Raw genomic sequence first — 13,310 nt, 5'->3', positions numbered from 1 at the left:
CTGATCCCGTCATACCGAGTCTCCAGCGCTGTTTCGGGGTTCGGAATCCTCTCCGATGGCACTGCACCAGGCCACTGAGAATCTTGTCATCGGCCGGATCCGTTCCCTACAATCAACTGGATTTTAGAGATCGGCGCCAGGAAGGAGGTGACCTACGAGAAGAGGGAACCGTCGGGAACCTGCTCAACGAAGGAGCGCCCGTGCCTCTCGTCTCCAACCCTCTCGCTTGGCCTCGCCGCCGCGAATCACCTGGCGGACCTGCTCCTTGCTTCTGTTGGCAGCGATCTGGGCCACCTTCGCATTGATCCGTGGCCAGGGAGAGATCCGCAAACTGATCGAAACCGGCCGGCTCCTGGAAGCCCGGGAACTGGTCCGGCAGAAACTGGCGGAAGATCCGTCCAGCTCTGCGTGGCTGTACTGGAAAGCGGCCATCGCCTTCGCCTCGGGAGACCTGGCCGATGCGGAGAGGACGCTGCAACCGGTGGTCGGGAGCCAAACCGCGTCGGGACCACACCTGTTGTTGCTGGGAGAGATCCATGACCGGAAGCAGCAGTGGAGGGAAGCCGCCCGAGCGTACCGGCGCGCGATGGCGTTTCCTCACGGTTCCGACCTTCTGATCCGATTGGCGCAATCCGAGTACCGCGCCGGAAATCCGCAGGCTGTCGTCGAGACGCTCCAACCCCTGGCAGGGTCACCCGAGGCCACCGGCGAGGCGCATTTTCTGCTGGCGCTCTCCCATGGACGCCAGGGAGACCTGGAACAGTCCGTCGCCCACCTGGCGAAGGCGGTCGAAAAACAGCCGGACGTTGCCACCTATCGTTTCCAATTTGCCCTTGCCCTGGGCGAGAGCGGCGATCTGGAGCGCGCGGTGCAGGAACTTCGCAGAACCCTCGTGCTGGAGCCCAATCTGGCCTTGGCCCATTTCTACCTGGGGCAGATCCTGCACAACATGAACCTCCGCGACGACGCCTTGGCGGCACTGCAGCGGGCGGACCGGCTGCAACCCGGGATTCCCAATCTGGCCTACAGCCTCGGACTGCTCTACAAGCTGCAAGGGGACTATGACAAGGCGATCATGAAGCTCGAGTCGCAGATCGCCTCCGGCAGCGATCATCCGGCGGCGCATTTCCATCTGGCGGAGATTCTCTTTCGCAGGAACCAGACTCGCCGGAGCGGGGAATTGATCAAACGGGCCATCGAGCTCCAACCGGGGACGGCCGACTTTCATCTTCTGGCCACGGAGATCGCCCTCTCGGCCGGCCGGCTGGAAGAAGCCGAAGCACAGGTCGGCGCGGCCGTCGATTCGGATCCCAACTCCGGCCGCGCCCATTACCTCCGGGGCAGGGTCCTGCAGGCCATGGGACGGGACCAGGAGGCGGGAAGCGCTTTCGAGTTCTCCCGAAAGCTGATGGACGGACGGAGAGAGGGCGCTCCCGCACCATGAGCAAGGCGGTCCTCCTCCTGGCGCTGTCCGTGGTCCAGGTTTCAGGTGAATCAGGCTCCATCCAATTCAGGGAGGGTGCGGCCGAGGCGGGGATCGAATTCCGTTTCGTGAGTGGTTCGGCGGACAAACCGTACATCATCGAGTCGATCAGCGGCGGAGTGGCCCTGTTTGACTACGACAACGACGGGTGGCTCGACGTCTATCTCGTCAACGGGAATACCGTCGAGGAGTTCCTGGCAGGCAAACGTTCGGTCCGGAACGCGCTCTACCGGAACCAGGGAAACGGCACGTTTCGAGACGTCACGCTGCAGGCCGGCGTCCCCGGCGGCCCGTGGGACATGGGAGCGGTGGCGGCCGACGTGGACAACGACGGATTCCAGGATCTCTTCCTCACCGGGTTCGATCGAAACACCCTGTTCCGAAACAACGGCGACGGAACCTTCCGCGACATCACGGCCTCGTCAGGTCTGGCCGACAAGCGGTGGGGAGCCGGCGCCGCTTTCGGCGACTACGACGCGGACGGACTGCTCGACCTGTACGTGGCCCGCTACGTCCAGTTCGATCCACGCCATCCTCCCCCTTCCACACCCAAGTTCTGCAGCTACCGGGGGATCCCGGTCCAATGCGGACCCCGCGGCATGCCGGGGGCCGAAGACTCGCTCTACAAAAACCTGGGTGGCGGCCGGTTCCGGGACGTGAGCCGGGAGTCCGGCATTTTGAACGGCTCCACCTACTACGGCCTGGGATGCATCTGGTTCGACTACGACGAAGACGGCGACCAGGACATCTTCGTGGCCAACGATTCCTGTCCCAACTTCCTGTTTAGAAATGAGAAAGGCCGGTTCGTCGAGGTGGCGATGGAGACCGGAGTTGCGCTGGGCGAGAACGGAAACGAACAGGACGGCATGGGGATCGCGGTGGGAGACGTGAACCGGGACGGACGGCTCGACCTGGTGCAGACCAACTTCTCGGAGGACAACAACACGCTGTACCTGAACCGGGGATCCTTCTTCACCGACTCCAGCTACCGTTGGGGACTCGGGGAATCCACTTGGCAGTATCTGGGCTGGGGGACCTTCTTCTTCGATGCGGACCTGGACGGATGGCTCGACCTCTTCATCGCCAACGGGCACGTCTACCCCCAGGTGGACAAGGTTCAGATCGGGACATCTTTCCGGCAGCGCGATCTCCTCTTCCGAAACGAAGAGGGAGGGCGGCTGGTCGAGGTGGGGCGACAGGCGGGTCTGGTCCAATTGGAGAACACCCGCGGGGCGGCGGTGGGGGATCTGAACAACGACGGCAGGCCGGACATGGTCGTGAATCACATGGACTCGTCCGCCAGCCTGTACTGGAACGAGAGTCCGACAAACGGGCGGCGCTGGATCGGATTCGAACTGGTTGGATCGATCTCCAACCGCGATGCGGTCGGTGCCCGAGTGACGGTTTCCGCGGGGGGCCTACGGCAAGTGGCCGTCGTGCGGAGCGGCTCCAGCTACCTCTCCCAAAACGATCAACGGCTGCTCTTTGGAACCGGGAATCAAGAGGTCGAAGAAGTGACGATCCGCTGGCCCAACGGGAGGAAGCAGATTCTGAAGGATTGGAAGCTCGACGCCTACAACCTGGTGACGGAACCTCGAGTTCGAATTGGCCTCTGAGGATTGAACAATGACGGACCCGCTGATCAACAAAGACACCGACGTCCTTGGCGGAACCCCGGTATTTTCCGGGACCAGGGTCCCGATACGCATCTTGATAGAGCACCTGGAAGCCGGCGATCGGCTCGACGAGTTCCTGGACAGCTACCCGACGGTGTCACGAAGCCAAGCGATCAAGGTGCTCCAACGGGCAAAGACGATGCTCACCGGGAATTCGGGTGAAGCTGCTGGTCTCGGACACGCGAACAAGAGTTGAAACCCCTTGTTCCGGAAGTGGTCGATATCGTCACCGGGGAATTGCAATGGCGCATCTACCGTGTCGTGGCGTAACAGTCCATGCAGCGGTCACCGCTTTCCCGGATGTCCGTAGATCATAGCGCGCAACTCCTGCCACGAGTACGCCTCAAGCGGGTCGGTACCGGACGGATTCCCCGCACTCACTTCGGTGAGCCGGTAACGAATACGGGGAACGGGAGTGTCCAGATCTTGACGAAGTCCTTCTTCGATCAGCGCGCTCAATGAGCGGCCCGATTTCCTGGCTTGGCGGTTCGCCCGCGCCAGCAAGCGGTCGGAGATCTCTACGGTCGTCTTCACATTGCCCATTTCAGCTTGTCCTTCTGCTATGTTAACGCCATCGCTCGCTTGCGGTGCGGGTTTGGATTTGGGGGTCTGGAATGCGAGTCAATATTTTTCTGGTCATCGTATTGATCTCTTCGGTTGTCTGGCTATTTGGCTGCCAAGCTGAGGAACCGGCGCCAGAGTTGCCCTACTACAGGATTCCGCAAGACATCCAGGCCTTCGCCCCGCAACCGATTCGCGGAGGGGGCGTCCGGCCCAAACTCATGGAACTGTTGGGACTGGAGAGCCTTCCCACCAGAGTGGAGGTCACTCGCGAAGCGACGGTTTCCAGTGACGACGGCATCGATTCGACCCGCATCAGCTTCCTCAATTCGCTGGGCGAGACGGTGCCCGGTCTCTTGATGGTTCCCCGGGGCGCCGCACCCCAGACACTTCCCGGCATCGTCTGCATGCCCGGCACCAGCGGCAGCGTGGACCAGATCAGCGACGAGCGCCTTTACCGGGAGAGGGATGGTCAGGGGCCGTTGAGGGGTTGGGCCCGGGAGTTGGCCCGACGGGGCTTCGCCACGCTCGCCATCAACTTGAAGGGAACCGTGATCCGGCGCCGGGTGTTCGAGGACTGGGAAAGAGAGGCCAAGATGCTGATCCCCTATGGCCGGACCCAGATGGGGGTCCTGGTGGAGGAGGCCCTGAAAGCGGCGCGGGTGCTGGAGGCCGAGCCGGCGGTCGACCCGGCGCGGGTCGGCCTGACGGGATTCTCGCTGGGCAGCTACGCGACCTGGATGGCCGCCGCCTGCGATCCCTCGATTCCCGCAGTAGCGGTCCTCTGCGGCGGCCTGGGGACTCTGGCCGCCGTAATCCATGAAGGGGATCCGGACCGGTCCAGTTCCTACTGCTACATCCCCCACATGCTGCGGTATTTCGACCACCCGGAGATCGTCGCCGCCACCATCGCTCCCCGGCCTCTGATGATGCTGGCGCCCTTGCGCGACCAGGACATGCCCCGTTCGGGCGTGGACCGGCTCATCGAGGTGGTTCGGCCGGTGTACGAGGAAAAGGGTTTGGCGGAGCGGTTCGTCGTCCACCGTCCTGACGACGAGCACAACTTTCGCATCGAGTACTTCGAATGGACGGTGGAGTGGTTCAAGTCTCAGCTCGGAGAGTGACTCTCCGCGGGGATCAATACCACCACCGCTCGTAGGCCAGGAAGCCCCCGTCGACGACGATGGCCGACCCGTTGACGTAGGTGCACTCGTCCGACGCCAGAAAGACCGCCGCCGAGGCCACCTCTGCCGGCGTGCCCGCCCGGTTCAGCGGCACCGACTTCTCGATTCCGGTTCGTCTGCGCTCCTCCCGGAAGATGGGCCTCGCTCCTTCCGTCTCCGTCATTCCCGGCGCGATGGCGTTGACGATGATCTTGTGCGATCCCAATTCCACGGCCATGGACCGGGTCAGGCCCATGACGCCGTGCTTGGCCGCGACGTAGTTGGCGCCCCCCAGGTCGGCGCCGAAGCTGGCAGTGGACGCGATGTTGATGATCCGTCCCCGGATGTTCCGGCGAACCATGTAGCGCGCCACCTTCTGGCTGCAGATGAAGAGGCTGGTGAGGTTGATGTCGATGACCCGGTTCCAGTTCTCCAGATCGAGATCGAGGCAGTGGGCGAAGAGCTGGGGATGGTGCACCGCGGTCACCCCGGCGTTGTTGACCAGGACATCGATTCGGCCGAACTGCTCGTCGCAGGCTTCGACCAGGGTGTTCACCTGTTCCGGAACGGTGACGTCGGTGGGAATGGAGACCGCCTCTCCCCCTTGAGCCGAGATCTCGCGGCAGGTGCTTTCACCCGCGTCGGGTCGAATCTCGCCAATGGCGACGCTGGCCCCCTCGGCAGCAAAGCGGAGTGCGATGGCGCGGCCCAATCCAGTGCCGCCGCCGGTGACGATGGCCACCTTTCCCTCGAGTCGCATCTCTGGCGCCTCCTGAATTCTCAAGTCCCCAGGGGGGCGGGTTCGGACGACCGTACTTCCCGGTCCCGCCGGAGTCTCTCCTCAAGCTCAGTTCGGGTTGCAGCGTAGCAGGACACGGCCGAAGTCGCTATGAAATCCCATGACCCGGCGTTCAGCCGATTCCTGCCCTGGGAAGGGCTAACCACGCAGGAATAATGGATTCCCAAGGCTCGGCGTTGAGACCGGTCCTTGCCAGCGGCGGCGGCTGCGGACTACCCTTGACCGCTCATTCGACAGGGTTGGTCCATGCGTTGCCGTCGATTCCTTTTTGTCATGGGTCTGGGGCTGATTTTGGGGTGCGGTGAAGCGCCGCCACCTGAGACCCCGGAACCCTACGAGTTCACCTACGACTGGTTCACCAGCGCCGTTCCGGTCTGGACGCGGGTCTTGGAGCCCTACGCGGGCCGGCCCGACACCCACTACCTGGAAGTGGGGGTCTTCGAGGGCCGATCCGCTGTCTGGATGTTGAATAATATTCTCACCCATCCAACGTCAACTCTCACTGGAATAGACCTTTTTCCAGGAGACTTGAAGGAACGGTATCTCGCCAACCTCGAACTCTCGGGGGCTGCTCACAAGGCCATCACCATCACCGGCCGTTCCCAGGTCAAGCTCCGCGGCCTGAAGCCCGATTCCTACGACATCATCTATATCGACGGCGGCCACACGGGGGACATGGTCCTGGCGGATGCGGTGTTGTCGTGGGACCTGCTGAAGGTCGGGGGCCTCCTGATCTTCGACGACTACCGGTGGAAGATGGAGGAATACCCGGCGGAGGTCCGGCCCGGTGTGAGCATCCAGGCCTTCATCACCGCCTATCGAAACTATCTGGAACTGGTGCACCTCGACTACCAGGCCATCGTCCGAAAGAAGGAAGGGCCGGCCCTGGCCGACCCGTACCTGACCGTCCTGGGGGACTATGCGTATGCCTGGGAAACCCGGGAACTTCGGCGTCGCGACGATGGGACGCCGGTTGATCTCTCCGCTGAGGAGAGGACACTGCTGGAAGATCTGATCCGGTCCCGCCCATTTGGAGAAACGGCCTTCGTGGTTGGTCCGGCTCAGGCCCTGGACAACGAACTCAGGGCTCTGGTCCATCGTCTGGACCTGGAGTTGGACCTGAGATGGATGGCGGACGAAAACCCTTGACCCACGTTCACCGCGGGCGAACAAGGCCACGTCCCAATCCCACCAGGAACAGGACTCCGGCCACCAGGCTGATTCCAAGACAGGCATGGAGCATGGCCGGTATCCCGATATTCTCCGCCACCGGTCCCAACAGCCATCCCGCCACCGAGTTTCCGAGATCCAGAGCGCTGAAGTAGAGGGCGATGATCCGGGGGCGATTCTCGTGGTTGGTGTGGTCGGAGACGAAGGTGGTCATGGCCGTCATGTAGGCGCCGAAACCCGCTCCGTAGACGAGTCCCGCGGCACCCAGCCCGGTCATGGATTCGATTCCTCCGATGAGGTAAACACCGGCGACCAGCAGCAATTGGGCCAGGAACCCGGCCGGTAGCCGCCCCAGGCTGTCGGCGACTCGTCCCGAGACCAGTCGTCCCGAAAGCGCGGCGATAGCAAAGCAGGTAAAGAAAACGCCCCCGTTGCCACCGAGGGCCTGATTCACTTGGAGCGGCAGAAAGTAGAAGACTCCGCCGTGCACCACGGCGTTCAGAAAGAGCAGGAGCGTCGCCAGGAGAATGGGACGGCCGATCCTGCGATGGGGGTCCCGTTCCCCCGGCGGTTGAAGATTTTCAGGGTGGACCTCCTCCTTCACTCTCGAGAGCAACACCAGGCCGATCAACGTCACACCGGCGGTACCGGAAAAAAGGAGGTTCGGTCCGGCCTGCTCCAACAGGAGGACGGCCAACAATGGTCCCGCCGACAGCACCGCCGTGTGGCTCATTCCCAGGTAGGACAGGGATCGGCCCCTCCGGTGCTTGGGGGTCTGATCGATGGCCATGGTGGTGGTGGCCGTGATCAGCAGGGACGAACCCACGCCTTGGAGCACTCGAAAGATCACGTACGACGAGACGTGGGGCACCCACCAGTAGAGAAGAACGGATCCGCCAATGAGCACCGCACCGTAGGTGGCGACCCGTTTGCGGGAACGGCTTCCCAGAAGCCACGTCGCCAACGGACGTCCCGCCAGGACGCCGGCGGCGTAGCTTCCCATCACGAACCCGATCCGGCTCACCTCCACGTTCCGGCCGGCCAGGACCAAAGGGAGCCCGATCAGCAGCAGGGCGTAACAGCCGGAGAAACAGACACGGGCGGTCAAAAGACGGCCGAACGAACTCATTGATCCCTTCTTACGGTCGCAGTGGCTGTCGCCCGGCACGTGGGCTGCCTGTTTCAACAGGCAAGCCGGATTCCGAAACAGGTGAGCAGGGGAGAGAGGACGGTATGAATCTCGAACGCCTTTCCCGCGGCACGGTTCTGGGAGGAGATCCTCCGGTAGCGGGCTTCATCCCGAAACAGGTCCCGGATGGCCTCCGACCAGCACTCGTGGCTGGCCAGGGATTCGCACCAGACCCGGTTTTCCTCTCCGACCGCTTCGCGAATGCCCCCCGAGCGGGGTCCGCCCCGGTACAGCACCGGCGTGCCTCTGGAGGCGAAGGTGACGGAGGAGCTGCTGATGGCCTCGGTAAAGTTGTCCTCCTCTTCCAGTCCCGAGCCCATGAGCATGAGGTCGGTCCGGCTGGAGAGGGCCAGGACTTCGGGAAAGGAGAGGGGACCGGCCCAGGCACGGCCTGCCGAGATCCAATGAGCCAGGACCTGGCCGACCCGGTCCCGTTCGGAACCCGACCCCGCCATGACCGCGCGGACCGACGGTTCCCGTTTCAACAGTGCGTCCAGGACGTGGGCGACCTTGAGAGCCCCTTTCTCCACCGCCATTCGCCCGGCGAACGCCACCAGCCGCCCTCGGTTCGGGCGATTCCCGGGAAACATTTTCTCCTCCAGACTCCGGGCCTCCGACTCGAGAGTCTCACTGGAGAAAGGATGAAAGGTCACGGGCGCCACCACCCCATTCACCGGCAGATCGATTTTCCGCGCCAGATCTTTCAGCCAACTGGAAACGGTGAAGATGCCGTCACATCGTTCCAGCGCCCGGCGGTATCGACGTCCCGACCAGGTCTCTCCCCAAGGCCTGGCCAACTGCAGCGTATCGGTTCCCCGCAGCAGGCTCACCACCGGAATCGACGGCTTCCGGCAGACATTGAGGACATCGGCCAGATAGCTCAGAGGGGAGACGGCCAGAACTCCACGAACCCCGTTTGGGTACTCCCGAAGGATGCCGTCGATGGAGTCGGCCACCACACAGGAGCTCAAGCTGTGGGGCACTTTGGCCATTGGCTCGTATTGAACCTCGATGCGCCGGTAGCGGCGGGCCGCCACGGGAGGGGTGATCCGAACGCTGTGCCGGGAACCTTCCCGGGAGGAATGGGTGACGTGGACTACGGGAATTCCGGCGTTTCCCGCCAGGAATTCCGACAGTTGCCACGAGAAAATGCTGTGTCCCGACAGATAGGAATCGGGATTGCGGGAGATGATGACCAGCGGTTTGCTCATGCCCGTTTCTCGTCCATCAGACGTCGATACAGGGTCAAATGGTCGCTTGCGTACCGGTCCAGCGTCAAGCCGGCAGCGGTCTCCCGGGCCGCAGCGGCCAAGCTCCGGCGCAGGTCGTCCGAGAGCAAAATGGACTCGAGTCCCCGCACCAGATCGTCGACGTGATTCGGGGAAAAAACGATTCCGTTGACCCTATGGCGAACATATTCCACGAGGCCTCCGTCACCGGATACGGCGGGGCAACAGCCCAGGAGCATCCCTTCCAGATGGCTGCGTCCCGCTCCCTCGTTCCGAGCCGGGTAGACGACGATCTGCGCGGCGGAATAGAGAGCGCGCAGATCGGCCGGAGAAAGCGTTTCCAGGAAGGTGACGTGGCCGTCCAGATCCAGGTTGGAGACCAGCTTCTCCAAGCGGGACTTGAAGGGAAGTCCTTCCGGTAGAGTCGGCCCCGGTAGAGCCAGCCTCACCCCCAGGCCCGCGTCCCGGACCGCCCGGCTCCGAACCACCCGGTGCAGGCCGCGGATCAGAAACTCGTGGTTTTTCCGCGGTATGAATCGCGCCGGGTAGACCATAAGGCGATCCGTCGCTCCCGGCGCAAGCCGTCGCCGCCAGGCATCGCGATCACGGTTCGCGACGGCGCCCGGATTCCAGAAGTCGCGGTCGACGAAGAATCCACGATAGTCGACACGGGGACCGCCGAAAGCGGCAGCCGAGAAACGGGTCACGGCACAGACGCGATCCGCCAACCGGCAGGACTCCCGGAGGATTTCGGCCATCTTCGGTGTCGCGGGCCTTCCTTCATGGTGGGTGATGACGGCGGGTGTGCCTGCGGCCCCGGCGGCCTCCAGGGCCACGACCTGGATTCGATGCCGAACCAGGTGGACGTGCAGCAGATGGGGCCGTTCCCGCCGCAGCAACCCGTCCAGGTGGCGCCGGAACGCGGTGCAGGCCGTGTCGGAGTCCATGTCGGTGCGTCCGGGAGTACGCATGGGTACGAGGCAGGGAAAGACTCGGATCGGGGTACGCGCCTCATACCAGTGGCCATCCCGGCGCCTGACCTTTCCCGCGGCCTCCAGCGCCTCCATCTGCGACTCTCCCACCAGGAAGGTCTGGAGCACCTCGGCACGGCCGGTCCCGGCCAGCGCCCGGTTCAGCGCGCGCAGGTGGCCCATGAGGCCGCCGGTGTTGACCAGGTAGTCGTGGGAGAAGCGGAGGACCTTCACCGGGGAGCGGCGTCAGGCCCTCGACCAGGGGCCGGTGATGGCCACCGTCAGGCCCTTCTGCTGGATGTTGACCAGGAGTGTCGACCCGTCTGGGGTGAAGCAGGCGCCGGCGAATTCGGTCCGCAGCCGGTTGTTGGCCAGAACGTAGCACCGGCCCTCCGGAGTGACTCCGATGAGACGCACGACCTCGGTGGATCGATCCTCGCAAAGGACCAGGTCGCCCCAGGGGCTCAGTGTCAGGTTGTCGGCGCTCTTGAGCAGGTCCACGTCGTCCGGTTCGATGAAGAGCTCCAGGGTACCGGGCGCTTGACTCTCCTCCGGCGTGCCTTCCCCCGGGCTTGGCCGGTACTTAAAGATCTGGCCGTTTCTGCGGTACCCGCCGTTGGTGCAGGCGAAATAGACCGTTTGGTTGCCGTACCACATGCCTTCTCCCCGGGCGAAGCGAGCGGCGCCGGCCTCAAATCCCCGGTATCGCAGGTTGTCCTCCCGGGGGTCCGGGTCCTCCATATCGATCCACTCGACGGCCACCGGTTCTCCAACGGGGATGGTTCTCCAGAGATTCCAGTTGCGAGTGTCCGCACTGCTCCGGTCCCGGATCTTGAGGACCTGAAGCCGTCCTCCCGCCTGCAAGTTGCCGGGGGACTTGGGGAGAAACCGGTAGAGGAGGCCGTCGCCTCGATCTTCCGTCTGGTAGACGATTCCGGTCTCCTCGGCCACGGCGACGGCTTCGTGATTGAAACGGCCCATGGCGCGCAGGGGGACGGGGTCCACAACCTCCATTCCGGTCGTGGCGGGAACCTCGAAGTTGTAGCCATGGTCCTGATCGGCCCAGATTCCAGCCTCTTCGTCGTGTCCGGCCGTCCGCACGGTCTCCTCGCAACTGATCCAACTGTTCCAGGGCGTGGCTCCCCCGGCGCAGTTGCGTATGGTTCCCGCCAGACTCAGGAACTGGGAGACGATCTCCTGGCGGCCCGTATCGAAGAGAAACGTGCTGGTGCCCCCGCACGACGGGGTCTTGCCTTCACCGAAGTCGTAGATCTTGCCGCGATCCAGCAGCTCCAGCCGGCGGTTGTCCCTGCCGAACGGGCCGCGGTCCGATTGAGTCGTCAGTTCATGATTGCGGATCACGACGGCGAGACCGTCCGGTCCCGGAAAGGCAGCCATGCCGTCGGGCGCCCCGGGCAGGAACAGGCCGTCCGACATGGTCTGCCCGGCCCAGGACACGATGCGGTACCGGAACCCCTCCGGGAGATCCAGGATGCCCCTGGGGTCGCGTTGCAACGGTCCGTACCCGGGATCCACCAGGTCGGCATCTTTGTAGAGGGGACGGTCACTCATCAAGTGACGCAGGCCCAGGAAACCGGCGGGAACCAAGCCTCCCGCAATCAGGAAATGGCGGCGATCGAGCATTTTGTCTTCTCCTGCTTTAATCGGCGCGGCTGCGCCGTGTACTCCCCAAGTCTGCCAGCGACTCGTTGGTTCCACAAGCGCCCGGCTTCGGCCGCGACCGGCGATCTGGTCTATAATCGGTTCCACAACAGCGTTTGCGGCCGTCTTTCACGAGGTCGAATGTTCCTTACCCACAGAGGCCTTCGCCGTCTTTCAATTCTCATCAGCCTGTTCATCTGGACCGGCATCTCCCAATGCCGGGCTGAGGTCCTGGGAGTGACGTTCCCCTATCGGTCCCCCAAGGGAGATTACGTCACCCGGCAGGACCGATACCATACCTTCCGGATCCCGGGGATGGTCGTCGCCGGCGACGGGTCGATTCTGGCCTTCGCGGAAGGCCGCCGGGGCCGGGGAAGAGATCCCACAATCGACGAGAACGCCCCTCTCGATATGGTCCTGCGCCGGAGCACCGATCAAGGCAGGACCTGGGAACCGATGCAGGTCATCGATTCCGGTTTCCGGCCGGACGGGAGCCTGGTCGATTTCGCCGACCCGACTCCCGTTCTCGACGCCGTGACCCAGACCGTGCACCTGTTGTACGGACAGTGGCCCGACCGGGGCCCGCTGGTGATGAAGCCGGGTCAGAACCCGGCCGCCGGCGCCGTCAATCACGTGACCTGGGTCCGCTCCAGCAACGACCACGGCCGGACCTGGTCCCCGCGCCGTCAGATCGACTATCCGGATGAGCCGTCCGAAACCAACGATGGATTCTATTGGAGGCAAGCCGAACCGGGTCCCGGCCATGGAATCCAGCTCCAATGGCAGGATCCACAGGTAGCCCCCAACGGCCGTCTCGTGGTGCCGGCCAAGCGGTACCGTTCCCGGACGCCGGACGGACGGGCCACGGCGGAGCCGTTCGTCTACTATTCGGACGACCACGGAAGAACCTGGAAGGTAGGACGCGCCACCGGTGGACCCGCAGCCAACGAGGACGAGGTCGTGGAGCTGACCGACGGCCGGTTGCTGCTGGACGCGCGGCAGACCCGCGGGGCTTTTCGCCGGCGCCACATCAGCGCCGACGGCGGCCTCACATGGGGCCCCGACCTGTCGGACACCATAGCCCTCACGCGGGTGGACGGTTCCATGGTCCGCTATTCGGCCACCCGGGCCGGCCATGACAAGGACCGGATCCTGTTCTCGGCTCCCCAAGGCCGAGACGGTCTCAACCGGACGAGGATCACCGTCTGGACCAGCTACGACGAGGGAGAGACCTTCGTCAATCCGGTCAAATTCAACGATGGGTTCGCCGCCTATTCGGTTCTGCAGCGGCTGTCGGACGGAACCATCGGCCTCCTGGCGGAGACCTTCCAGGAAGAGGGCGTCCGATACGGCGAGATCAGCTTCCACCGTTTCGACATCGGCGAGCTGGAAAAGGGTTCCCGGTAG

General features: G+C 63.7%; 12 protein-coding genes. 6 read left to right on the top strand and 6 right to left on the bottom strand.

Going from position 1 to position 13,310, the window contains the following annotated elements; genetic code table 11:
* Positions 1-265: 265 nt before the first annotated feature.
* Genes OXT71_02925 through OXT71_02915 form a run of 3 tightly spaced genes read left to right on the top strand, consistent with a single transcriptional unit; the run spans position 266 to position 3,355 of the window.
* A complete protein-coding gene (locus OXT71_02925; GenBank protein ID MDE2925330.1) occupies positions 266-1,444 on the top strand; it encodes a tetratricopeptide repeat protein in 1,179 nt (392 codons plus the stop codon).
* Positions 1,441-3,099, top strand: coding sequence for a CRTAC1 family protein (locus OXT71_02920; protein ID MDE2925329.1), 1,659 nt, complete (start codon positions 1,441-1,443; stop codon positions 3,097-3,099). Before OXT71_02925 ends, OXT71_02920 begins: the two co-directional genes overlap by 4 nt.
* Before the next feature lie 10 nt (positions 3,100-3,109).
* Positions 3,110-3,355, top strand: coding sequence for a DUF433 domain-containing protein (locus OXT71_02915; GenBank protein ID MDE2925328.1), 246 nt, complete (start codon positions 3,110-3,112; stop codon positions 3,353-3,355).
* Between the two features lie 89 nt (positions 3,356-3,444).
* Here OXT71_02915 and OXT71_02910 read toward each other — a convergent pair whose 3' ends face one another.
* Positions 3,445-3,702: a DUF2191 domain-containing protein gene (locus tag OXT71_02910; GenBank protein MDE2925327.1), complete on the bottom strand. Its 258-nt coding sequence runs from the start codon at positions 3,700-3,702 to the stop codon at positions 3,445-3,447.
* Between the two features lie 71 nt (positions 3,703-3,773).
* Between OXT71_02910 and OXT71_02905 the strand changes: the two genes are divergently transcribed.
* On the top strand, positions 3,774-4,844 hold the full coding sequence (locus OXT71_02905) for a hypothetical protein (protein ID MDE2925326.1): 1,071 nt from the start codon (positions 3,774-3,776) through the stop codon (positions 4,842-4,844).
* A 13-nt stretch (positions 4,845-4,857) separates the two neighbouring features.
* Here the strand turns inward: OXT71_02905 and OXT71_02900 are convergent, their stop codons facing one another.
* Entirely contained in the window at positions 4,858-5,643 is a 786-nt protein-coding gene (locus OXT71_02900; protein MDE2925325.1) for a 3-oxoacyl-ACP reductase FabG, read from the bottom strand.
* A 285-nt stretch (positions 5,644-5,928) separates the two neighbouring features.
* Here OXT71_02900 and OXT71_02895 point away from each other — a divergent pair, with 285 nt between their 5' ends.
* Positions 5,929-6,831, top strand: coding sequence for a class I SAM-dependent methyltransferase (locus tag OXT71_02895; GenBank protein MDE2925324.1), 903 nt, complete (start codon positions 5,929-5,931; stop codon positions 6,829-6,831).
* A gap of 7 nt (positions 6,832-6,838) precedes the next feature.
* Here the strand turns inward: OXT71_02895 and OXT71_02890 are convergent, their stop codons facing one another.
* Genes OXT71_02890 through OXT71_02875 form a run of 4 tightly spaced genes read right to left on the bottom strand, consistent with a single transcriptional unit; the run spans position 6,839 to position 11,885 of the window.
* Positions 6,839-7,981, bottom strand: a complete 1,143-nt coding sequence (locus tag OXT71_02890; protein ID MDE2925323.1) for an MFS transporter — start codon at positions 7,979-7,981, stop codon at positions 6,839-6,841.
* 53 nt (positions 7,982-8,034) lie between these two features.
* A complete protein-coding gene (locus tag OXT71_02885) occupies positions 8,035-9,252 on the bottom strand; it encodes a glycosyltransferase family 4 protein (GenBank protein MDE2925322.1) in 1,218 nt (405 codons plus the stop codon).
* Positions 9,249-10,475, bottom strand: a complete 1,227-nt coding sequence (locus OXT71_02880) for a glycosyltransferase family 4 protein (protein ID MDE2925321.1) — start codon at positions 10,473-10,475, stop codon at positions 9,249-9,251. The genes OXT71_02885 and OXT71_02880 overlap by 4 nt, the downstream gene beginning before the upstream one ends.
* A 12-nt stretch (positions 10,476-10,487) precedes the next feature.
* The gene (locus OXT71_02875; GenBank protein MDE2925320.1) at positions 10,488-11,885 is read right to left on the bottom strand and encodes a DUF839 domain-containing protein; all 1,398 of its coding nucleotides are present in this window, start codon (positions 11,883-11,885) and stop codon (positions 10,488-10,490) included.
* Between the two features lie 159 nt (positions 11,886-12,044).
* On the opposite strand from OXT71_02875, the gene OXT71_02870 reads away from it, so the two are divergent.
* Positions 12,045-13,310 (top strand): sialidase family protein, encoded by a 1,266-nt coding sequence (locus tag OXT71_02870; protein MDE2925319.1) that lies wholly within the window; start codon positions 12,045-12,047, stop codon positions 13,308-13,310.

Source organism: Acidobacteriota bacterium (assembly GCA_028874215.1).
Lineage (GTDB): Bacteria > Acidobacteriota > UBA6911 > RPQK01 > JAJDTT01 > JAJDTT01.
This window is presented reverse-complemented; position numbering and strand designations above follow the sequence as displayed.